The sequence below is a fragment of the Rathayibacter sp. VKM Ac-2803 genome, from assembly GCF_009807175.1.
Lineage (GTDB): Bacteria > Actinomycetota > Actinomycetes > Actinomycetales > Microbacteriaceae > Rathayibacter.
In genome coordinates this window covers 2318355-2340449 of the sequence record NZ_WUCD01000001.1, presented here as the reverse complement: position 1 = coordinate 2340449, position 22095 = coordinate 2318355, and the positions used below count along the sequence as shown (strand labels likewise).

Below are 22095 nucleotides of genomic sequence, written 5' to 3'. Positions count from 1 at the left end.
GGACTAGGAGCCCTTCTGGGTCGGGGTGGAGTCGCCGTCGGCGACGGGGGAACGGGGGGTCTCGGTGCCGGCGAGCCGGCGGATCTCGGCGACGAGGTGCGCGCGCAGGCGCGGCTCGGCGACGCGGAGGTAGCTGTCGACGGTCTCGTCGCCGCGGGGCGACCAGGAGACGACCAGCAGGCCGCCCTCCTCGACCGCGCGGTCGATCACGTAGCTGCCCTCGCCGGCACCGCGGAGCAGCGCTGCCGGGATGACCGTCTCGCGCTCGCCGACGGGAGCGATCACGACTCCGCGCTCGTGCAGGCGCAGCATCGAGCGGCCGCGGAAGCCCAGGCCTGGCAGGACGACGCGCTCGAGCGGCTGCTCGAAGCGGGTGGTCGCGACGTAGGGCAGCTCGACGGCCTCGACCTCGGCGCCGAGGGAGGCCGCGGGGACCGCCTCGGGAGCGAGGTCGGCCGACCGGCGGCGGCGGGCGCGCCACGACAGGGCCATGCCGGCGAAGACCAGCACGAGGACGGCGACGAAGACGATCGTGATGGCGGTCCTATCCACGGGCCGACCTCGCGGACTCGGCGACGGTCGACGCGTCGACCAGCTCGCCGTCGAGGACGGTCGGGTAGCCGCGGTGCAGCGTCGCGACGACGCGTCCCGGCAGCTCGCGGTCGAGGTAGGGCGAGTTGACGCTGCGACCGCGCAGGTCGTCGGTCGAGAAGCGCCGGCGCACCTCCGGGTCGTAGAGCACGACGTTCGCCGGGGCGCCGACGACGAGACCGCGGTCGTAGCCGTCGAGGCGGCCGATGCGCGCGGGGGCGGAGGAGAGCACGCGGGCGACGTCGGACCAGGAGAGGCGGCCGTCGTCGACGACCGCGGCGTGCACGACGCTCAGCGCGCTCTCGAGGCCGACCATCCCGAAGGCGGCGGAATCCCACTCGCACTCCTTGGCCTCGACCGGGTGCGGGGCGTGGTCGGTGGCGACGATGTCGATGGTGCCGTCGGCCAGCGCCTCGCGGAGGGCGAGGACGTCCTCGTCACGACGCAGCGGCGGATTGACCTTGAAGCGGGCGTCGTAGGCGGCTCCGTCGCGACCGTGTCCGGCGACCAGCTGCTCACTGAGGAGCAGGTGGTGCGGGGTCACCTCGGCGGTGACATCGATGCCGCGGGCCTTGGCCCAGCGGATCACGTCGACGGAGCCGGCGGTGGAGACGTGGCAGACGTGCAGGCGCGAGCCGACGTGCTCGGCGAGGAGGACGTCGCGGGCGATGATCGCCTCCTCCGCCACGGCCGGCCAGCCCTGCAGGCCGAGCGCGCTCGAGACGGCGCCCTCGTTCATCTGCGCGCCGATCGTGAGGCGCGGCTCCTGGGCGTGCTGCGCGACGACTCCGTCGAAGGCCTTCACGTACTCGAGCGCGCGGCGCATGAGGAGCGCGTCGGAGACGCATTTGCCGTCGTCCGAGAAGACGCGGACAGCGGCGCGGCTGCGGGCCATCGCGCCGAGCTCGGCGAGCGACTCCCCCGCGAGGCCGACGGTGACGGCGCCGATCGGGCGGACGGTCGCGTAGCCCGCGTCCTCGCCCAGGCTCTGCACCTGCTCGACCACGCCCGCGGTGTCCTGCACCGGAGAGGTGTTGGCCATCGCGAAGACGGCGGTGAAGCCTCCGGCCGCGGCGGCACGGGTGCCGGTCAGCACGGTCTCGCTCTGCTCGAAGCCCGGCTCGCGGAGGTGGGTGTGCAGGTCGACGAGGCCGGGCAGCGCGAGCAGGCCGTCGGCGTCGATGACGCGGGCGCCGCTCGAGTCGAGGTCGGTGCCGATCTCGACGATCACGCCGCCGTCGATCAGCACGTCGGCCGTGGACTGGTCGGCGAGCGTGGCGCCCGACACAAGGATCCGATTCATCAGTAGACCTCCCGTTCGCCGGACAGCAGCAGGTAGAGCGCGGCCATCCTGACGGAGACCCCGTTCGCGACCTGCTCGAGCACCGTGGAGCGGCTCGAGTCGGCGGCCGCCGAGGAGATCTCGACGCCTCTGTTCATGGGTCCGGGGTGCATGACGATGGTATCCGGGCCGAGACGGGCGAGCCGCTCGTCGTCGAGACCCCAGATGCGCGCGTACTCGCGGCCGTTGGGGAAGAAGCCGCTCGACATCCGCTCGAGCTGGATGCGCAGCAGCATCACCACGTCGGGCAGTCCCGTGTCGATCGCATCGTCGAGGTCGAAGCGGATCGTCGCGGGCCAGTCCCGGGTGTCGACCGGCACCAGCGTGGGAGGCGCGATCAGGGTGACCTCGGCGCCGAGGGTCGTGAGCAGCCAGACGTTCGATCGGGCGACCCGCGAGTGCAGGATGTCGCCCACGATCGTCACCGCGACTCCGTCGAGGCCCTTGCCGCGCGAGGCCTGAGAGCCGTGCAGGCGGCGGCGGATGGTGAACGCGTCGAGCAGAGCCTGGGTCGGGTGCTCGTGGGTGCCGTCGCCTGCGTTCAGGATCGACGCGTCGATCCAGCCGCTCGCCGCGAGCACGGCCGGGGCTCCGGAGGCGCTGTGCCGGATCACGACGCCGTCGGCGCCCATCGCGGCGAGGGTCTGCGCGGTGTCCTTCAGGCTCTCGCCCTTGGACACGCTCGAGCCCTTGGCGCTGAAGTTGATGACGTCGGCCGAGAGCCGCTTCGCCGCCGCCTCGAACGAGATGCGGGTGCGGGTCGAGTCCTCGAAGAACAGGTTGACGACCGTCTTGCCGCGCAGCGTCGGCAGCTTCTTGACCTCGCGGTTCTGCACGTCGGCCATGTCCTCGGCGATGTCGAGGAGCGCGATCGCCTCGGCGCGGCCGAGGTCCCTGGTCGAGAGGAGGTGCTTCACGAGGCGCTCCCGTCGGCGGCGCGCGCGGACTCGATGGCGACGAGGTCCTCGCCGTCGGTCTCGACCAGGCGCACGTTGATCCGCTCGCTGAGGCTGCTGGGCAGGTTCTTGCCGACGAAGTCCGCGCGGATGGGCAGCTCGCGGTGACCGCGGTCGACGAGTGCGGCGAGCCGGACGGCCCGCGGGCGGCCGATGTCGCTCAGGGCGTCGAGGGCGGCGCGGATGGTGCGCCCGGAGAAGAGGACGTCGTCGACGAGGACGACGGTGCGGCCGTCGATGCTCGCGGGGACCGCCGTGCGGGCGGGGGTGCGCACCGGGTGGCGCGAGAGGTCGTCGCGGTACATCGTGACGTCGAGCGAGCCGGCGAACACCGGATCGGCGTCGGGCTCGATGCGGGCGATCGTCTCTGCGATGCGCCGGGCGAGGACGACGCCGCGCGTCGGGATCCCGAGGATCACCAGCGAGTCGGCGCCGCGGTTCGACTCGAGGATCTCGTGAGCGATGCGCGTCAGCGCGCGCGTGATGTCAGCGTCGTTGAGCACTGTTCGTGCCGTCACACCGACCTCCTTCCCCGCCTCACTGGACGGCTGTTAAAGGAAAAGCCTCGTCGAGTATAGGTCCGAGTCGCCCGGCACCCCACCCGCAGGCGGCGTCCAGCGATGAGGCCGCTCCGTATCTCAATGGTGAGGAGGAAGGCGGCGCCCGGCGCCCCTGCATGCTGGTCGAGTAGCCCCGCAGGGGCGTATCGAGACCCACGAGCTTCAACAGAGGCGGCTTCTGCTCCGGCCTTCTGAAGCTGGTGGATCTCGATACGCCCGCTTCGCGGGCTACTCGATCAGCGAGGGAGGGGAGGACAGCAGCGCCGAGGAGACACGGCGAGCGGACGAACGCGGAGTCAGGCCGTCGCGCGCGTCTCCGCGACCGAGGCGAGCAGGCCGTTGATGAAGCCGGCGGAGTCGTCGGTCGAGAGGACGGTCGCCGCCTCCACCGCCTCCGAGATCGCGACGCCGTCGGGCACCGCGTCGTTGTGCAGGATCTCCCAGACGCCGATCCGGAGGATCGCGCGGTCGACCATCGGCATGCGCGACAGGGTCCAGCCCTGGGCGAGGTCGGAGATCAGCGCGTCGATCTCGTCGGCGTGGTCGATGACTCCGTCGACGATCTCGCGGGCGTAGAGCCAGGAGGCCTCACGCGCCGGCTCGTTCACCGCGCGCTCGGCCTCCGAGCGGAGCGACTGCGCGAAGGAGATCTGCCGGACGTCGGCGTTGTAGAGGATGTCGAGGGCGCGCTTGCGCGCCTTCGTGCGAGCACTCACCGGTGGCCCGGCTCAGCTGACGCGGCCGAGGTAGTCGCCCGTGCGGGTGTCGACCTTGACCTTCGTGCCGAGCTCGAGGAACAGCGGGACCTGGATCTGGTAGCCGGTCTCGACCGTCGCGGGCTTGGTGCCTCCGGTCGAGCGGTCGCCCTGGAGGCCCGGCTCGGTGTAGGTGATCTCGAGGACCACGGAGGCGGGGAGGTCGATGTAGATCGGGTCGCCCTCGTGCAGGGCGAGCGTCACGTTCTGGTTCTCGAGCATGAAGTTGGCCGCGTCGCCGACGACGGCCTCGGGGACCGTCACCTGGTCGTAGTCGCTGGTGTCCATGAAGACGAAGTCGGCGCCGTCGCGGTAGAGGTACTGGAAGTCGCGACGGTCGACGTTGGCGGTCTCGATCTTCGCGCCGGCGTTGAAGGTCTTGTCGACGACCTTGCCCGTGAGCACGTTCTTCATCTTCGTGCGGACGAACGCGCCGCCCTTGCCCGGCTTCACATGCTGGAAGTCGATGACGTTCCAGAGCTGACCGTCGATGTTGAGGACGGTGCCGTTCTTGATGTCGGTGGTAGAGGCCATGCGAAGGGGGATCCGTTTCGGTGGAAGTCTGCTGCCGCGTCGCCCGGCTCCGGGCACGGCGATATCGGCCGGTACGGCCAACCCGTCGAGTGTAGTCGAAGTCCGCCTCGAAGCCGAGGGCGCTCCCGGCGGCCCGAGCCTGGACGCCGGGTCCGAGCGGCTTGACCCCGCGCCCTCCGCGCGGGACGGTGGAGGATCACGCGCGAGAAGGAGAGACAGATGGACATCCCCTCGGATCCCGGATCCTCAGGACTCTTCACCGTCATCACGACGTTCTTCCCGATCTTCTTCGGCGTGGTCGTCGTGATCATGGTCGTGATCGTCGTCGCCAACGTCCGCCGCGCGAAGAAGCTCGGAGTGAATCCGCTCACCCTGCAGACCGACGTCGCCGCCCGCTTCGCCAAGGGCGGTCTCGCCGCCGACCGTCCACTCGCCGACCGCCTCGCCGAGCTCGAGAACCTCCGCGCGGCCGGAACGATCACCGAGGCGGAGTACGCCGCCGCCCGGACCGCGGCCCTGGGCGGCGGCGCGTAGGCGCCTTCCTACGCGCCGATCTCCTGGTACGCCGCGAAGAGGAGCGAGGTCTCGGGACCCTGCAGGATGCTCGGCCGCGCGAGGTCGTCGAGCACCACGAAGCGGAGGATGCCCGCGCGCGACTTCTTGTCGCGCTGCATGGAGGCGAGCAGCGTCTCCCACCGGCCGAGCGGGTAGCTCGTCGGCAGGGTCAGCGACTCGAGCACGCTCCGGTGCCGATCGACGACGGCGTCGCTGAGCGTGCCGGTCAAGCGCGAGAGCTCGGCGGCGAAGACCATGCCGACCGACACCGCCGCTCCGTGCCGCCACTGGTAGCGCTCGGCGTGCTCGATGGCGTGGCCGAGGGTGTGACCGTAGTTCAGGATCTCGCGCAGGCCCTGCTCGGTGAAGTCCTCGCCGACGACCCGAGCCTTGATGCCGATCGAGAGCTCGACCAGACGCCGGAACTCCTCGGAGGTCGGGTCGGTCGCGAGGTCGACGTCGGACTCGATGATGTCGAGGATCTCGGGCTCCGCGATGAAGCCGTACTTCACGATCTCGCCGAAGCCCGCGAGGATCTCGTTGCGCGGGAGGCTGGTGAGCACGTCGAGATCGGCGACCACGGCGCGCGGCGCGTGGAACGCTCCGACGAGGTTCTTGCCCTCGGCCGTGTTGATGCCGGTCTTGCCGCCGACCGCGGCGTCGACCATGCCGAGCACGGTCGTCGGGACCTGGACGAGGTCGACGCCCCGCAGCCAGGTGGCCGCCACGAAGCCGGCGAGGTCGGTGATCGCTCCGCCGCCGAAGCCGACGACCACGTCGGTCCGGGTGAAGTCCGACTGCCCCATCACCTGCCAGCAGAAGGCGGCGACCTCGACGCGCTTGGCCGCCTCGGCGTCCGGGACCTCCGCGAGGAGCACCTCGTAGCGCTCGAGGAGGCTCTCGCGCATCTCGGCGGCGAGGACCGCGAGGGTCGGCGGGTGCACGATCAGCACCTTGGCGGCGCGGGGCCCGATCGCGTCGGCGAGGCCGTCGAGGAGTCCCCGGCCGACGGTGATGTCGTAGCCGTTGTCTCCGGAGACGGTGAGGGCGGTGGTGCCGTCGGTCATGACTGTCTTCCACTCGGGCGGCCGGTCTCGGCCGCCGATTCTGTCGGTGCGGGTCCGCCGGCGGCGGTCGCGTCGTCGAAGGGCGGGTGCTCGGCGCGGTGGCGGTCGCGCACCCAGTCGGCGACCTCGGCCGCGATCAGGGTGATCGGCCGCCGGGAGGTGTCGACGGTGTGATCCGCCAGCGCGTCGTAAGTCGGCCGCCGCGCTTCGTGCAGGCGCGTCCAGTCGGCCACTCCCCCGCGCACGAGCGGGCGGACGCCGGAGCCCAGGCGCGAGGCGACGGCCTCGGCCGTGGTGGTCAGGAGGACGACGGGGACATCGGCGAGGTCGGCCTGCGTGGCCGGATCGAGCACGGCACCGCCGCCGAGGCTCAGCACGACGTCGCGGCCCACCTGGCGCTCGACGATCGAGCGCTCCTCGCGGCGGAAGGCGTCCTCGCCGTGCCGATCGAAGTAGGCGGCGATCGGACCGTGCATCCGGACGAACTCGGCGTCGGAGTCGACGAACTCGGCCGCCAGGGCCTTCGCGACCCGCTTGCCGATCGTCGTCTTGCCCGCGCCCATCGGGCCGATCAGGACGACGCGCGCGCGAGTCGCGCCGGTATCGTGACCCGCCATCAGCGGGCCGTCGCCCGGGAGCCGGCGCGCATCAGGCGAGGCCGAGCGCCGGGTCGCTCGCGGGCAGGGTCCGCAGCTCCCCCGGGATCGCGGCGAGGTAGCCCTGGAGGTTGCGGCGGGTCTCGGTGACGCTGTCGCCGCCGAACTTCTCGAGCACGGCGTTGGCGAGCACGAGGGCGACCATCGCCTCCGCGACCACGCCGGAGGCGGGAACGGCGCAGACGTCGGAGCGCTGGTGGTGCGCGCCGGCCGCCTCTCCCGTCGACACATCGACGGTGCGGAGGGCGTGCGGAACAGTCGCGATCGGCTTCATCCCGGCGCGGACGCGCAGGACGGTGCCGGTGCTCATGCCGCCCTCGGTGCCGCCGGCGCGGTCGCTCGAGCGGCCGATGCCTCCTGAGGCCTGGAACAGCTCGTCGTGCGCCTCGGAGCCCCGGCGGGTCGTGGTGAGGAAGCCGTCGCCGACCTCGACGCCCTTGATCGCCTGGATGCCCATGAGCGCGGCGGCGAGCTGTGCGTCGAGCCGGCGGTCCCAGTGCACGTAGGAGCCGAGACCCGGGGGGAGGTCGTAGGCGAGCACCTCGACGACGCCGCCGAGCGTGTCGCCGTCGTCGTGCGCCCGGTCGACCTCGGCCACCATCAGCGCGCTCGTGGCGGCGTCGTGGCAGCGCAGCGGATCGGCGTCGAGGGCGTCGACATCGTCCGGGGTCGGCAGCGCCGAGCCCTCGGGGACACGGACCGGGCCGATCGCGAGGGTGTGGCTGACGAGGGTGATGCCGAGCTCGCCGAGGAACCGGCGGGCGACGGCGCCCAGTGCGACGCGGGCGGCCGTCTCGCGGGCGGAGGCGCGCTCGAGCACGTTGCGCGACTCCGGGAAGCCGTACTTCTGCATGCCGACCAGGTCGGCGTGCCCGGGGCGCGGGCGGGTGAGCGCGGCGCCGCGGCCCTTCGGCAGGGTCTCGGGATCGCGCGGCTCTGCCGACATGACGTCGACCCAGCGCGGCCACTCCGTGTTGCCGATGCGCAGCGCGATGGGGCTGCCCATCGTGGCGCCGTGGCGGATTCCGGAGGACACCGCCAGCTCGTCCTGCTCGAAGTTCATCCGCGCGCCACGGCCGTAGCCGAGCTTGCGGCGGGCGAGATCCGCCCTGATGTCGTCGAGGGAGACGGGGACGCCTGCGGGGAGTCCTTCGAGGACGGCGACGAGTTCGGGACCGTGGGATTCCCCGGCCGTGAGCCAACGGAGCATCCCACGATTCTCGCACATGCGCTCCGGCGCCCGATCTCAGGCGCCGGGATCGACCGGGACCGCCGCGCGCATCGCCTCGAGCACCGCGCCCTCCCGCGGCAGCGGAACCGCGGGATCTCCCCCGGCGAAGATCCGCACCTGCACGAGCGCCTGGTGCAGCAGCATGCCGAAGCCCGAGACGACCGGCGACTCCGCCGCGCGCCAGCGGAGCGCGAGGGTGCTCGGCCAGGGCGAGTACGCCACGTCGAACAGCGTCGAGGAGGCGGCGACCACGTCGGGCACGCGCAGAGCGTCGGCAGCGCCCCCCGGCAGGGTCGAGACGACGAGCGGATGCGGCGCGCCGCTTTCCCAGTCGGCGAACGGGCGGACGTCGAGGACGACCCCGAGGGCGGTCGCGACGGGCTCGAGGGCCGCCGCCCTCTCGGGAGAGCGCAGCGTCACGGTCACCCGCGCGGCGCCCAGCTCGGCGGCGGCGGCGATCGCGGAGGCGGCGGTCGCGCCTCCGCCGAGCACCTCGACCCGGTCGGCCGAGGTGATCCCCGCCTCGGCGAGGGCGCGGACGATCCCCGCGACGTCGGTGTTGAAGCCCCGGAGCCGCTCCCCCTCGACGAGCACCGTGTTGACGGCGCCCGTCGCCCGCGCGACCAGATCCTCCTCGGCGAGCAGCGGCCGGACGGCGTGCTTCAGCGGCATCGTCAGCGACAGCCCGTGCCAGCGCTCCCGCGCGATCACATCGGCGAGCGTCGCCTCGGTGGCCTCGACGGCCGTGTAGGTCCATTCGAGCCCGAGCACGCCGTAGGCCGCCGCGTGCAGCGCGGGCGACTTCGAGTGCGCGATCGGGGATCCGAGGACCGCGAGGCGCCTCGGACCCTCGATCACTGGTACTCCGGGTGGTCCCGCATCCAGGCCTGCCACTGCGCGACGGCGGCCTCGTGCTCGGCGTCGGTCGTGGAGTAGACCGTCTCGCCGGTCTCGAGGTTCACGGTGACGAAGTACATCCAGGTGCCGTCGGCGGGGCGCAGCACGGCGTCGATGGCGACGTCACCGGGGTTCGAGATCGGCGCGGGAGGCAGCCCGTCGCGCTGATAGGTGTTGTAGATGTTGTTCGCGTCGTCGCGCTCGGCATCGGTCGTCGTGACGCGGTCGGTCGCTCCCGTGCCGTAGGCGACGGTGGCGTCCGACTGGAGGCGCCAGCCCTGGTCGAGCCGGTTCTGGAACACCCGCGCGACCTTCGGGAAGTCCTCCGCGACGCGCGCTTCGCGCTGCACGAGCGACGCGAAGACCACGGTCCGGTAGCGCTGGTCGACGGGCACCCCCGCGGCGTCGAGCGACTGGTACATCCGGTCGACGAGCGTCTGCAGGATGTCGTGCGCCGGGGTGCTCGGATCGACGTCGTACGTCGCGGGGAAGAGGAAGCCCTCGAGGCTGGTCGCCTCGGCCGGGAGCCCGAAGGAGCCCCAGTCGGCCGCAGCCGCCTGCAGATCGGCGAGGGGGACGCCGGTGCCGTCGGAGATCAGCGGCAGGGCCGACGCGAGGGCGGTGCCCTCCGGGATGACGAACGTGTTGGCGAGGCGGGTCGACTCGGAGTCGAGCAGGGCGGAGAGGGCGGCCTTCGCGCTCATCTCGGCCTTCAGCGAGTAGGCGCCGGGCTGGAACACGGGCTCCGGGGTCTGCGAGACGAGGAGGTCGTAGAACGGCGGGGACGACTTGATGACGCCGTCGGTCGCGAGGTTCGCTGCGATGTCGCTCCCCGTGTCGCCCTGGTGGATCGTGAAGACGACCTCGCTGGTGCCGGTGCCGGTGTAGTCGGTGGTCTCCGGCTCCGCGAAGAGCGCTCGCACCGGCTCGATGAAGATCGTCACGGCGACCGCGACGAGCGCCACGAACACACCGAAGGCGAGCAGCCCGCCGATCAGTCCGCGGCGGTTGCGCGGCTTCCGCTCGCGCTTGCGGCGCCTGGGAGCGGGAGCCGCCTCCGGGTGCGCGGGCGCGACGGCGACACCGCGATCGCGGGGTGCCGGCACGTCCGGCCCGGAGAAGAGCCGGTCGAGCGGATCGTTCCCGGCCGGGACCTCACTCGAGGCGGACGACGGATCCTGGGACTGCGGACTCTGATGATCGGCCTCGGCTGCGCGGGCGGCGCGGCGGCTCGGGGGGACGTCGGTCACGGGTTGGTCGTCCTTCGTTCGGTTCGAGCGCGCTGCCCGCCGGGGTACCGGAGGAGCGCTCGGAATCGATGGCGTGCTGCAGGATCACCACGGCGGCGATCTGGTCGATCACGGTGCGGGAGCCGCGGGTGCTGCGGCCCGAGAGGTGCAGGGCGCCCTGGGCGGTGACGGTCGAGAGCCGCTCGTCGACGAGCCGGACCGGCGCGGAGGGCACGGCCGAGGCGACCCGCGCCGCGAAGGAGCGCGCGTCGTCGGTGGAGGCGGTCTCGCCTCCGGACAGCGACAGGGGCAGGCCGACGACGATCGCGCGGGCGTCGTACTCCGCGGCGATCGCCGCGATGCGGGCGATGTCGGAGTCGTCCTCCGCGCGCGCGACGGTCTCGACCGGCAGCGCGAGCAGTCCGTCGGCGTCCGAGCGCGCGACTCCGATGCGGGAGCGACCCACGTCGATGCCGAGCCGCACGCCGAACCGCTCCATTCAGCTGGTCGCTTCCGTCACGACGGCCTCGAGTGCCGCGCCGATCGCCGAGACGTCCGAGCCACCACCCTGCGCGAGGTCGTCCTTGCCGCCTCCGCCTCCGCCGAGGATCCCGGCGGCACGGCGGGCGAGGACGCCCGCCTTCCGGCCGAGGTCGCGGGCGGCCTGGTTGGTGGCGACGATGACGGCGGGCTTGCCGGACACGTCCGCCGCGAGGGCGACGACCGCCGCCTCCTGGCCGAGGCGCTCGCGCACGGAGGTGACGAGGGAGCGGAGCTCGTCGGTGGAGCCTGCGGTGCCGATGTTCTCGGCGACGACGGTGACTCCGCCGACGGTGCGGCGGTTCGCTGCGATCGCGGGCACGCGGTCGGCGAGAGCGCGCGCCTCGAAGGCCGCGATCTTCTTCTCGGCGGCCTTGAGGCTCGCGACGAGCTCGGAGATGCGCTCGGGCAGCTGCTCGCGGGGCGTCTTGAGCGATGACGAGATCGTGCCGACCAGGGCGCGCTCGGCGGCCAGGTCCTTGAACGCCTCGCGGCCGACGAGCGACTCGACGCGGCGGTTCGTGGATCCGACCGACGACTCGCTGACCAGGCTGATCAGGCCGACCTCGGCGGAGGTGCCGACGTGGGTGCCGGCGCAGAGCTCGCGCGACCAGGGACCGCCGATGTCGACGACGCGCACGACGTCGCCGTACTTCTCGCCGAACAGGGCCATCGCGCCGAGCGCTTTCGCCTCGTCGAGCGGGAGCTCGCGGGTGACGACCTCGAGGTTGTCGCGGATCGCGGTGTTGGCGATGTCCTCGATCTCGCTCCGGGTCTCGAGCGAGAGAGCCTGGTTCCACGAGAAGTCGAGGCGCAGGTAGCCGGCCTTGTTGTAGGAGCCCGACTGGTGCGCCTGCGGGCCGAGGACCTGCCGGAGCGCGGCGTGGATGAGGTGGGTGCCCGAGTGCGCCTGGGTCGCGCCGCGGCGCCAGTCGCGGTCGACGACGGAGGTGGCGGCGTCGCCGACGCCCACCTCGCCGCTCGCGACCTGGACCGTGTGACTGATGAGCCCCTTGACGGGCTTCTGCACGTCGAGGACCTCGAGGTCGAAGCCGGAGCCGACGATGCGACCCGCATCCGCCTCCTGACCGCCCGACTCGGCGTAGAGCGACGTGGCCTCGAGGACGACCTCGGCGATGTCGCCGGCGACGGCCTTCGTGACGACGTGGCCGCCGACGATCAGCCCGACGATGCGGGACTCGGTCTCGAGGACGTCGTAGCCGGTGAAGAGGGTCTCGCCGCGGGCGCGGAAGTCGGCGTAGACCGAGAGGTCGGCGAGGGCCGACTTCTTCGACTTCGCATCGGCCTTCGCGCGGGTGCGCTGCGCCGTCATGAGCGAGTCGAACGCCTCGCGGTCGACCGCGAGCCCCGACTCCTCGGCGATCTCGAGCGTGAGGTCGATCGGGAAGCCGAAGGTGTCGTGCAGGAGGAACGCGGTGTCGCCCGGGAGCGTCGCGGCCTCGGCCTTCTTGGTCTTCAGCACCGCGAGGTCGAGGATCTCGGTGCCGGCGGCGAGGGTGCGCAGGAACGCCTCCTCCTCGCCGAACGCGCTGGTCGAGAGCCGCTCGTAGTCGTCCCGCACCTCGGGGTAGGCGGCCGCCATCGCGTCGCGCGAGGCGGCGAACAGCTCGGGGAACGTTGCCGTGTCGACTCCGAGCAGGCGCATCGCGCGCACCGTGCGGCGCATGAGGCGGCGGAGGATGTAGCCGCGCCCCTCGTTCGACGGCGTCACGCCGTCGGAGAGCAGCATCAGCGAGGAGCGGACGTGGTCGGCGATGACGCGCATCCGGACGTCGTCCTCGTGCACGGCGCCGTAGCGGCGGCCCGAGAGCTCGGACGCGCGGTCGAGGACCGGGCGCACCTGGTCGATCTCGTACATGTTCTCGACGCCCTGCTTGAGGAACGCGACGCGCTCGAGGCCCATGCCGGTGTCGATGTTCTTGCGCGGCAGCTCGCCCAGGATGTCGAAGTCGACCTTGCTCGTGCCCTCCCCGCGCAGGTACTGCATGAAGACGAGGTTCCAGATCTCGACGTAGCGGTCGTCGTCGGTGGCGGGGCCGCCATCGATGCCGTAGGCGGGGCCGCGGTCGAAGAAGATCTCGGAGCAGGGGCCGGCCGGGCCGGGCTGACCGGTCGACCAGTAGTTGGTGTCCTTGTCGAGCCGCTGGATGCGCTCGTCGGGGAGGCCCGCGATCTTCTTCCAGAGCGCGATGGCCTCGTCGTCGTCCTTGTAGACGGTGACCCAGAGGTCCTTCTCGTCGAAGCCGTAGCCGCCGTCGCTCTCGAGACCGGTGAGGAGCTCCCAGGCGTAGCCGATCGCCCCCTCCTTGAAGTAGTCGCCGAACGAGAAGTTGCCGTTCATCTGGAAGAACGTGCCGTGCCTCGGGGTCTTGCCGACCTCTTCGATGTCGTTGGTGCGGATGCACTTCTGCACGCTCGTCGCGCGCGGGTACGGCGCCGGGACGACTCCGGTGAGGTAGGGCACGAACGGCACCATGCCGGCGACCGTGAAGAGGAGGCTCGGGTCCTCGCTCACGAGGGAGGCGGAGGGGACCACGGTGTGACCGCGGCTCCCGAAGAAGTCGAGCCAGCGGTTGCGGATGTCAGCGGTCTGCATGGGTTCCGTTACGGTTCGGTCGGTGAACGACGCGGATGTCGGGTGGCGGGGTCTCAGCCCTCGCCGATGGCGGCCTTGAGCTCGGCCTCGCGCTGGTGATAGCCGTCCGAGACGGCCTCGCCCAGCTCCTTCGCCGTGCGGTTGAGGTCTTCGAACAGGCGGGCGCCGGCGGGAGTCCGGGCGACCTGGTGCGCGAGGGCGAAGCCGAGGCCGACCCCGACGACGATCAGGACGAGATTCTTCACGGGGGTTCCTTCCACGGCGGCGGGGTGCGCGAGCCTTCTCGATTGTAGGGCGCGAGCCCCGGGCTACCTGGAGGCGGACCTGCGGGTGCGCTTGGAGGCCTTCGCGGCACTGCGGCCGACGGCGGCACCGGCCTTGTCGGCGGTGCGACCCGCCACGAGCACGGCACGGACGCCTGCCGTGAAGCCGGCCAGCTTGATCAGCGGCCCGCCGATCGTGGCGGCCGTGAGGGCGACGAGCGCGTTGACGTTGCCGGTGACCTCGGCGACGTCCTTCGTGATGGTGTCGACGCGGGCGAGCTGCTGGTTCGCCTCGCGGAGCGTCGAGGCCGACTCGTCGAGGATCGGGGTCAGGCCGTCGCTGGCCTGCTTGATCGCCTCGCTGGTGCTGTCGAAGACGCGCCCGAGCTTCCAGAGGGGGATGGCCGCGATCGCGACCAGTATCGCGAACACGCCCGCGGCGATGAGTCCTGCGATGTCTCCACCGGACACGGTGACCTCCCTCTCGACGCCGCGCGTTGCGGCACTCCAGCCTAGACGCGGGGCGGCGGGGGCTCCGCACGGCCCGTCGCGGGGACTTAACGGGAAAGGCCCCGGCGTGGACCGGGGCCTTCCTCGTGCGGGGGTCGACTCAGCGAGCCGCGTAGTACTCGACGACGAACTGCACTTCGCAGGTCACGGGGACCTCGGCGCGCTTCGGGCGGCGCAGCAGCGTCGCCTGGAGCTTGTCGATCTCGACCTCGAGGTAGCCCGGGGTCTTGGGGAGCACGTCGACGTGTCCACCGGCGGCGGCGACCTGGAACGGGTCGGTGCCCTCGGAGCGCGGCTTGACGTGGATGACCTGGCCCGGCTTCACGCGGAAGGAGGGGCGGTCGACCGTCTTGCCGTCCACCATGATGTGGCGGTGGGTGACGAACTGGCGGGCCTGCGCCGTGGTGCGGGCGAAGCCCGAGCGCAGGACGAGGGCGTCGAGACGCATCTCGAGGAGCTCGACCAGGTTCTCACCGGTCAGGCCCTGGGTGCGGCGCGCCTCCTGGAAGGCGATGCGCAGCTGCTTCTCGCGGATGCCGTACTGGGCGCGCAGACGCTGCTTCTCACGAAGGCGGACGGCGTAGTCGGAGTCCGCCTTGCGCTTCGAGCGGCCGTGCTCACCGGGAGCGTAGGGACGCTTCTCGAGGTAGCGGGCGGCCTTCGGGGTCAGGGGGATGCCGAGGGCGCGCGACAGGCGCGTCTTCGAGCGGGTACGTGAGGTGGTCGACACTGTGGTCCTTCCAAGGTCTGAGAGGTTCGGTCGCAGCTCTCGACCGCCTGCTCCGGGAGGAGGGCGGACGCCGTGGTCGTGTCCGCTCGCGGGTGCGTGCGGAAGGGTGACCGCGGTGACGAACTGCGCGATTCAGAGGGATCGCTGCTCCGCTCGGCTACAGAGCGGTGGGCAACCTCGCAAGACTACCACCTCGGGTCGCGGGCGTCACCCGCTGACAGGAACGCGGCAGAGGAGAGGCGGGAGGCGTCAGCCTTTGCCGCGGATGATCCGCAGCAGCTTCGCGAGCCGGGCCGAGACGTCGCGCTCGTTCCCGTGCTCGGTCGGCCGGTAGTAGCGCGCGCCCTCCAGCGCGTCGGGGAGGTACTGCTGCTCGAGCACTCCGAGGTCGGCGTCGTGCGGATAGCGGTAGCCCTTGCCGTGCCCGAGCCGCTTCGCTCCGGGGTAGTGCGCATCGCGCAGGTGCGCCGGCACCCGGCCGGCCTTCCCGGCGCGCACATCGGCGATGGCGAGGTCGATGGCGGAGTAGGAGGCGTTCGACTTGGGAGCGGTGGCCAGGTGCACGACCGCCTGGGCGAGCGGGATGCGCCCCTCGGGCATCCCGATGAACTGGACGGCGTCGGCGGCGGCGATCGCGACGACCAGGGCCTGCGGATCGGCCATGCCGATGTCCTCGGACGCCGAGACGATGATGCGGCGGGCGATGAAGCGCGGGTCCTCCCCCGCCTCGATCATCCGGGCCAGGTAGTGCAGCGCCGCGTCGACGTCGGATCCGCGGATCGACTTGATGAAGGCGCTGATGACGTCGTAGTGCTCGTCGCCGTTGCGGTCGTAGCGCAGCAGCGCTCGGTCGACGGCGCGGGCGACCACCTCGGTGGTGATGAGCGGCAGGCCGGGCTCGTCGGCCGCGGGTGCGTCCTCCTCCCCCTTCTCGTCGTCCTCGTCGTCGTCCGACCCGTCGGAGCGCTCCGCGAGCGCGACGCGATCCGCCTCCCGTGCCTCCGAGCGCGCCGAGGTCGCCGCCGCCTCCAGCGCCGTGAGGGCGCGCCGTGCGTCTCCGGAGGCGAGGCGCACGATGCTCGCGCGCGCCTCGTCGGCGAGCTCGACGGAATTTCGGAGCCCGCGCTCGTCGGCGAGGGCTCGATCGACCAGGATCCCGAGGTCGTCGTCGCTCAGCGGCTCCAGGGTCAGCAGCAGCGACCGCGAGAGCAGCGGGGCGATGACCGAGAAGGACGGGTTCTCGGTGGTGGCGGCGATGAGGATGACCCAGCCGTTCTCGACACCGGGGAGCAGCGCATCCTGCTGGGCCTTCGTGAAGCGGTGGATCTCGTCGAGGAAGAGGACGGTCGAGGTGCCGTACAGATCGCGGGTGGAGAGCGCCTCCTCCATCACCTGGCGCACGTCCTTCACCCCCGCGGTCACCGCGGACAGCTCGACGAAGCGGCGCCCGCTGGAGTGCGCGACCGCCTGGGCGAGCGTGGTCTTGCCGGTGCCGGGAGGGCCCCAGAGGATGACCGAGACGGCTCCGCGCTCGCCCGTCTTGTCGGCCGCGAGGGCGACGAGCGGGGAGCCGGGGGTGAGCAGGTGGCGCTGGCCGGCGACCTCGTCGAGGCTGCGCGGCCGCATCCGCACCGCGAGCGGAGTCGCCCCCGAGCGGAGTCCTGCCTGCTGCATGGTCATGCCGTCCAGCGTAACGACGGCCTCCGACACCGGGACGGGACGACGGAGCCCGCCAGGTCGCTCCGGAGGACGCGTTTTGTCGACGATCGGCCGATTCTCGTAGGCTCTACGCCGTTCGCGCTCGCGCGGACCGCCGCGCCGGACTGGGGCGCGATCGGACACGGCGGAGGAACACGTGGCTCAAGGCAAGTCGAACGACCGCGAGGCGCGCACCCGGCTCCGGGCCTACCAGGCCCGCCAGAGCCTCCACCGGACCCGCGTGAAGCGCCGGACCCGCGACAACGTCATCGCCGCCGTCGCCGGAGTGATCGTGATCGCCCTGGCGGTCGCCGCCCAGCTCCTCTACTTCTCCGGCGGGCCCGGCACCCCGGTCGCCGAGCCGACGACCTCCGAGAGCGCCACGCCGACGCCGGCCGCCACCGGAGCGAACACCGGGGACGTCCCCTCGAGCGACATCGCCGAGGGCCGCGACTGGACCGGCACCATGACGATCAACACCGACGCGCTCGGCATCACGCTCGCCGGTGCCGCCGCTCCTCAGGCCGTGTCGTCGTTCATCTCGCTCACGCAGTCGGGCTTCTACGACGGCGTCTCGTGCCACCGCCTCACCACCGAGGGGCTCTACGTGCTGCAGTGCGGCGATCCGAACGGCGACGGCACCGGCGGGCCCGGCTACAGCTACGGGCCGGTCGAGAACGCCCCCGCCGACGGGGTCTACCCGGCGGGCACGATCGCGATGGCCCGCCAGTCGGGCAACGGCTACAGCCAGGGCAGCCAGTTCTTCATCGTCTACCAGGACACCGAGCTCCCGGCCGACGCCGCGGGAGGCTACACCGTGATCGGCCAGGTCACCTCGGGGCTCGACACCCTGACCAGCGACGTCGTCGCGAAGGGCACCGCCGACGGATCCGGTGACGGCGCCCCCGCCGAGCCGGTCGCCATCACCTCCGTCACCGTCCAGTAGCGCTGCGGCGCCCCGCCGCCCCGGGCACGAACCCCGGATGCGGGGAGTGCAATAGGCTGAACCCCACTGCCCGTTCGCGGCCGAGCGCGGTCACCGGCCCACCGGCCGTCGTGCCACACCGGCCGACGACCGGGCTGTGAGAGAACAGCCCAATACCGAGGAGTCCGCTGTCGGAGACGACGGGGACGAGTCCGGTATCGAACAGCACGACATCGAACAGCAAGGTGAGGCTCCGAGCGATGAGTGACCAGCAGCCGTGGGGACGGGTCGGCGACGACGGGACGGTCTACGTCCGCGTCGGCGACGGGGAGCGCGAGGTCGGCCAGTACCCCGATGCGACTCCCGAGGAGGCGCTCGCCTACTACGAGCGCAAGTACGTCGAGCTGGCCGGGCAGGTCTCGCTGCTCGAGCAGCGCGCGAAGCGGGGTGCTCCGGCGGGAGACGTCGCCCGCGCCGTGCAGTCGCTGACCGCGGCGATCGCCGACGCCCGCGCCGTCGGAGACCTCGAGTCGCTGCAGAAGCGCATCGGTGCGCTCGGCGGCTCCGTCGAGGATCTCACGGAGCAGCAGGCCGCGGAGTCGAAGGCCGCGCTGGCCGAGGCTCTCGCGCACCGCGAGGCCATCGTCGCCGAGGCCGAGGCCCTCGCGGCCGTCGACCCGGCCAAGACGCAGTGGAAGCAGGCCAGCGCCGCCATCGACGACCTGTTCGCCCGCTGGCAGAACCACCAGCAGCAGGGTCCTCGACTGCCCAAGAACGAGGCGAACGAGCTGTGGCGCCGCTTCCGCGGTGCCCGCACCACGATCGAGCAGAACCGCAAGGCGTTCTTCGCCGATCTCGACTCCTCGCACCGTGAGGCGAAGTCGGCCAAGCAGGCGCTCATCGACCAGGCGGAGGCCCTCGTATCGCGCGGAGCCGAGGCGATCCCGGAGTACCGCGCCCTGCTGGAGCAGTGGCGGGTCGCCGGGCGCGCGGGCAAGCGGTTCGATGACGCGCTCTGGGCGCGCTTCAAGGCCGCCGGCGACGCGATCTACGGCGCCAAGGCCGAGATCGTCGCGCAGGAGAGCGTCGAGTACACCGAGAACCTCGACCTCAAGCTCGCCCTTCTCGAGGAGGCCGAGCCGCTCCTGCAGGAGGAGGACCGCGAGAAGGCCAAGCGGGTCCTGCTCTCGATCCAGGAGCGCTGGGACGCCGTCGGACGGGTCCCGCGCGAGCAGGTCCGCACGATCGAGGACCGCCTCCGCAAGGTCGAGGCCCACGTGCGCAAGCTCGACGAGGACCACTGGAACCGCAGCAACCCCGAGCGCAAGGCGCGCTCGGAGGGGCTCGCGTCGCAGCTGACCGCGGCGATCCAGAAGCTGCAGGACGAGCTCGACGAGGCGAAGGCGCGCGGCGACCGTGCGGCGATCCAGCAGGCCCAGGAGGCGCTCGACGCCCGCAAGGTCTGGCTCGACGCGCTCGGCTGAGCTCCCCCACCTCCCCGGCTGACGCGGATCTGTCCACAGACTCGCCGATGACGTCCCGGAGGGGAGGCGCCTCGTCCACTCTGAGTGGATGACGCGCCTCCCCTCCGTTCTGCTCCCCGGGCACCTGCCCCTCGCCGAGCTCTGCGCCGCCCGCCTCGACGGCGAGCTGATCGCGATCGACGAGGGCTACCTCGTCGCCGATCTGCCGCTCGGGCCGGCGGAGCGCGCAGCGGCGCTGCTCGCGGTCCTCCCCCGCGGGACGGTCGCCGATCGGCGCTCAGCGGCCTGGATCCACGGCGCGACGATCGACCCGCCGAGGATCCACAGCGCCTCGATCGACCGCCGCAACCGGCTGCATCCGCCGGTCCTGTCCCGGGTCCGCTACCACGAGGTCCGCCTGACGGACGCCGACGTCCTCGTCATCGGCGGGTGCCTCGTGACGACTCCCGAGCGGACGCTGATCGACCTCGCGAGAACCCGCGGCGAGTGCGACGACGCCCTGCTGCGCGCCCTGGCCGCGGCGACCGGGACTTCGCTGCCCGAGCTGCTCGAGCGTCTCCGACCCGGTGCCGGGCCCACCGTGGCGGGTCGACGGATCGCGGAGGACCGCCTGAGGACGGCGCTCGGCACCGCGGACGGCTCCGAGTCGCCCGCGGTCGCTCCGTGAGGGGCTCAGCCGGCGTTGACCCGATACACGTCGTAGACCGCGTCGATCCGGCGGACGGCGTTCAGCACGCGATCGAGGTGGGTGGTGTCGCCCATCTCGAAGACGAAGCGGCTGATCGCGAGGCGGTCGCTCGAGGTCGACACGGTCGCCGACAGGATGTTGACGTGGTGCTCCGAGAGCACGCGGGTGACGTCGCTGAGCAGGCCCGACCGATCGAGCGCCTCGACCTGGATCTGCACCAGGAAGATGCTCTTGGACGACGGCGCCCACTCGACGTCGACGATCCGCTCCGGCTCCTTCAGCAGCTCCTGCACGTTGTGGCAGTTCGCCTGGTGCACCGAGACGCCGGCGCCCCGGGTGACGAAGCCGACGATCTGATCGCCGGGGACGGGGGTGCAGCACTTGGCGAGCTTGACGAGGATGTCGGGAGCGCCTTTGACGAGGACGCCCGACTCGCTGCTGCGGCTGCGCGGGCGGGGCGAGCGCGGGAGGGTGACCTCGTTCTCGTCCGACTCCGGATCGCCCTGGATCGAGGCGACGACCTTCTCGAGCACCGACTGGGTCGAGACGTGGCCCTCGCCGACGGCCGCATAGAGCGCCTCGACGTCGTTGTAGCGCAGCTGGCTGGCCACCTCGGTGAAGGTGTCCTGGCTCATCAGCTTCTGCAGCGGCAGATTCTGCTTGCGCATCGCGCGGGCGATCGAGTCCTTGCCCTGCTCGATGGCCTCGTCGCGGCGCTCCTTGGTGAACCACTGACGGATCTTGTTGCGGGCGCGGGGACTCTGGACGAAGTTCAGCCAGTCCTGGCTCGGGCCCGAATCGGGGTTCTTCGAGGTGAACACCTCGACCACGTCGCCGGTGGTGAGCGAGGACTCGAGCGGGACGAGGCGGCCGTTGACCTTGGCCCCCATCGTGCGGTGACCGACCTCGGTGTGCACCGCGTACGCGAAGTCGACCGGAGTCGCGCCGGTCGGCAGGCCGATGACCCGGCCCTTCGGCGTGAAGACGTAGACCTCCTTGGCCCCGATCTCGAAGCGGAGGGAGTCGAGGAACTCGTTGGGGTCGGTCGTCTCGGACTGCCAGTCCGAGAGGTGGGCGAGCCAGGCGAGGTCGGTGTCGTTCGAGCCGTCGGTGGGCACCTTGCCGGTGGCCATCTGCTCCTTGTACTTCCAGTGCGCAGCGATGCCGAACTCGGCGTGCTGGTGCATCTCGTTGGTGCGGATCTGGATCTCGACCGCACGGCCCTTCGGGCCCACGACGGTCGTGTGCAGCGACTGATAGAGGTTGAACTTGGGGGTCGCGATGTAGTCCTTGAAGCGGCCCGGCATCGGGGTCCAGCGCGCATGGATGGAGCCGAGCACGGCGTAGCAGTCGCGCACCGAGTTGACCAGCACGCGGATGCCGACGAGGTCGTAGATCTCGTCGAACTCGCGACCGCGGACGACCATCTTCTGGTAGATCGAGTAGTACTGCTTCGGCCGGCCGACGACGCGGCCGCGGATCTTGCCGGCGCGGAGGTCCTCGCTGATGAGGTCGATGACGTTCTGGACGAACTCCTCGCGCTGCGGCGTGCGCACCTTCACGAGGCTCTCGATCTCGTTGTAGATCTTGGGGTAGAGCACGGCGAACGAGAGGTCCTCGAGCTCCCACTTGATCGCCTGGATGCCGAGGCGGTGCGCCAGGGGGGCGTAGATCTCGAGGGTCTCCGTCGCCTTGCGGGCCGCCGACTCCGCCGGGACGAAGCCCCAGGTGCGGGCGTTGTGCAGGCGGTCGGCGAGCTTGATGATCAGCACGCGGATGTCCTTCGACATCGCGACGATCATCTTGCGGACGGTCTCGGCCTGCGCGCTGTCGCCGTACTTGACCTTGTCGAGCTTCGTGACTCCGTCGACCAGCATCGCGACCTCGTCGCCGAAGTCGGCCCGGAGCTCGTCGAGCGTGTAGTCGGTGTCCTCCACCGTGTCGTGCAGCAGAGCGGCTGCGATCGTCTTCGAGCCGATACCGAGATCGGCGAGGATCTGCGCGACGGCGAGGGGGTGCGTGATGTACGGCTCACCGCTCCGGCGCTTCTGCCCGGCGTGGGCGCGCTCGGCGACCGAGTAGGCCCGCTCGATCAGCGCGATGTCGGTCTTCGGGTGGTGCATCCGCAGAGTGCGCACGAGGGTGTCGACCGCCCCGGAGGGCTGAGCACGCGAGAAGATCCGCGGGACGAGCCTGCGCAGGGCAGCCGTCGAGGACGTGGTCGTCGTGTCGCTCACGCGGGCATCTCCATCGCTCCATTATCGCCC

Annotated in this window: 22 protein-coding genes; 4 read left to right on the top strand and 18 right to left on the bottom strand. The window is 71.6% G+C overall.

Annotated elements, in window-relative coordinates; all coding sequences use genetic code 11:
- Positions 1-3 precede the first annotated feature (3 nt).
- The 6 genes from GRS96_RS10900 to efp all read right to left on the bottom strand — a co-directional run bounded on the left by GRS96_RS10900 (position 4) and on the right by efp (position 4738).
- The gene (locus GRS96_RS10900; protein WP_159988467.1) at positions 4-552 is read right to left on the bottom strand and encodes a PH-like domain-containing protein; all 549 of its coding nucleotides are present in this window, start codon (positions 550-552) and stop codon (positions 4-6) included.
- Entirely contained in the window at positions 545-1894 is a 1350-nt protein-coding gene (locus GRS96_RS10895) for a dihydroorotase (protein WP_204162074.1), read from the bottom strand. Before GRS96_RS10895 ends, GRS96_RS10900 begins: the two co-directional genes overlap by 8 nt.
- Positions 1894-2850 (bottom strand): aspartate carbamoyltransferase catalytic subunit, encoded by a 957-nt coding sequence (locus GRS96_RS10890; RefSeq protein ID WP_159853403.1) that lies wholly within the window; start codon positions 2848-2850, stop codon positions 1894-1896. Before GRS96_RS10890 ends, GRS96_RS10895 begins: the two co-directional genes overlap by 1 nt.
- On the bottom strand, positions 2847-3407 hold the full coding sequence (gene pyrR, locus GRS96_RS10885; protein ID WP_159853401.1) for a bifunctional pyr operon transcriptional regulator/uracil phosphoribosyltransferase PyrR: 561 nt from the start codon (positions 3405-3407) through the stop codon (positions 2847-2849). Before pyrR ends, GRS96_RS10890 begins: the two co-directional genes overlap by 4 nt.
- A 338-nt stretch (positions 3408-3745) precedes the next feature.
- Positions 3746-4165: a transcription antitermination factor NusB gene (gene nusB, locus GRS96_RS10880; RefSeq protein WP_159853399.1), complete on the bottom strand. Its 420-nt coding sequence runs from the start codon at positions 4163-4165 to the stop codon at positions 3746-3748.
- Positions 4166-4177: 12 nt separating this feature from the next.
- Positions 4178-4738: an elongation factor P gene (gene efp / locus GRS96_RS10875; RefSeq protein ID WP_159853397.1), complete on the bottom strand. Its 561-nt coding sequence runs from the start codon at positions 4736-4738 to the stop codon at positions 4178-4180.
- Between the two features lie 219 nt (positions 4739-4957).
- Between efp and GRS96_RS10870 the strand changes: the two genes are divergently transcribed.
- Positions 4958-5272 (top strand): SHOCT domain-containing protein, encoded by a 315-nt coding sequence (locus GRS96_RS10870; protein ID WP_159988466.1) that lies wholly within the window; start codon positions 4958-4960, stop codon positions 5270-5272.
- Positions 5273-5280: 8 nt separating this feature from the next.
- On the opposite strand, the gene aroB is transcribed toward GRS96_RS10870, so the two are convergent.
- The 11 genes from aroB to GRS96_RS10815 form a co-directional block, all read right to left on the bottom strand.
- Positions 5281-6360: a 3-dehydroquinate synthase gene (aroB, locus tag GRS96_RS10865; protein ID WP_159853393.1), complete on the bottom strand. Its 1080-nt coding sequence runs from the start codon at positions 6358-6360 to the stop codon at positions 5281-5283.
- Positions 6357-6977, bottom strand: coding sequence for a shikimate kinase (locus tag GRS96_RS10860; RefSeq protein ID WP_159853391.1), 621 nt, complete (start codon positions 6975-6977; stop codon positions 6357-6359). Before GRS96_RS10860 ends, aroB begins: the two co-directional genes overlap by 4 nt.
- Before the next feature lie 31 nt (positions 6978-7008).
- Positions 7009-8226: a chorismate synthase gene (aroC, locus tag GRS96_RS10855; protein ID WP_159988465.1), complete on the bottom strand. Its 1218-nt coding sequence runs from the start codon at positions 8224-8226 to the stop codon at positions 7009-7011.
- Between the two features lie 36 nt (positions 8227-8262).
- Positions 8263-9105 carry a shikimate dehydrogenase gene (locus GRS96_RS10850; RefSeq protein ID WP_159988464.1) on the bottom strand — a complete coding sequence of 281 codons (843 nt, stop codon included), beginning with the start codon at positions 9103-9105 and terminating at the stop codon, positions 8263-8265.
- Entirely contained in the window at positions 9102-10394 is a 1293-nt protein-coding gene (gene mltG / locus GRS96_RS10845) for an endolytic transglycosylase MltG (RefSeq protein WP_204162073.1), read from the bottom strand. The genes GRS96_RS10850 and mltG overlap by 4 nt, the downstream gene beginning before the upstream one ends.
- The gene (gene ruvX, locus GRS96_RS10840; RefSeq protein ID WP_159853385.1) at positions 10300-10872 is read right to left on the bottom strand and encodes a Holliday junction resolvase RuvX; all 573 of its coding nucleotides are present in this window, start codon (positions 10870-10872) and stop codon (positions 10300-10302) included. The genes mltG and ruvX overlap by 95 nt, the downstream gene beginning before the upstream one ends.
- Complete coding sequence (gene alaS, locus GRS96_RS10835) at positions 10873-13530, bottom strand: alanine--tRNA ligase (RefSeq protein ID WP_159988463.1); 2658 nt, start codon at positions 13528-13530, stop codon at positions 10873-10875.
- Positions 13531-13583: 53 nt separating this feature from the next.
- Entirely contained in the window at positions 13584-13775 is a 192-nt protein-coding gene (locus GRS96_RS10830) for a hypothetical protein (RefSeq protein ID WP_159853381.1), read from the bottom strand.
- Positions 13776-13838: 63 nt separating this feature from the next.
- Positions 13839-14264, bottom strand: a complete 426-nt coding sequence (locus tag GRS96_RS10825; RefSeq protein ID WP_159853379.1) for a DUF948 domain-containing protein — start codon at positions 14262-14264, stop codon at positions 13839-13841.
- A gap of 139 nt (positions 14265-14403) precedes the next feature.
- Positions 14404-15033: a 30S ribosomal protein S4 gene (gene rpsD, locus GRS96_RS10820; protein ID WP_056042936.1), complete on the bottom strand. Its 630-nt coding sequence runs from the start codon at positions 15031-15033 to the stop codon at positions 14404-14406.
- A gap of 249 nt (positions 15034-15282) precedes the next feature.
- Complete coding sequence (locus GRS96_RS10815) at positions 15283-16713, bottom strand: replication-associated recombination protein A (protein ID WP_159988462.1); 1431 nt, start codon at positions 16711-16713, stop codon at positions 15283-15285.
- Positions 16714-16888: 175 nt separating this feature from the next.
- Here GRS96_RS10815 and GRS96_RS10810 point away from each other — a divergent pair, with 175 nt between their 5' ends.
- From GRS96_RS10810 to GRS96_RS10800, 3 genes are all read left to right on the top strand, one after another.
- Positions 16889-17677, top strand: a complete 789-nt coding sequence (locus GRS96_RS10810) for a peptidylprolyl isomerase (protein WP_159988461.1) — start codon at positions 16889-16891, stop codon at positions 17675-17677.
- A 239-nt stretch (positions 17678-17916) separates the two neighbouring features.
- Positions 17917-19140: a DUF349 domain-containing protein gene (locus GRS96_RS10805; RefSeq protein WP_159853373.1), complete on the top strand. Its 1224-nt coding sequence runs from the start codon at positions 17917-17919 to the stop codon at positions 19138-19140.
- 88 nt (positions 19141-19228) lie between these two features.
- Positions 19229-19807, top strand: a complete 579-nt coding sequence (locus tag GRS96_RS10800; RefSeq protein ID WP_159988460.1) for a hypothetical protein — start codon at positions 19229-19231, stop codon at positions 19805-19807.
- Positions 19808-19812: 5 nt separating this feature from the next.
- Here GRS96_RS10800 and GRS96_RS10795 read toward each other — a convergent pair whose 3' ends face one another.
- A complete protein-coding gene (locus GRS96_RS10795; RefSeq protein WP_159853369.1) occupies positions 19813-22065 on the bottom strand; it encodes a RelA/SpoT family protein in 2253 nt (750 codons plus the stop codon).
- Between the last annotated feature and the right edge of the window lie 30 nt (positions 22066-22095).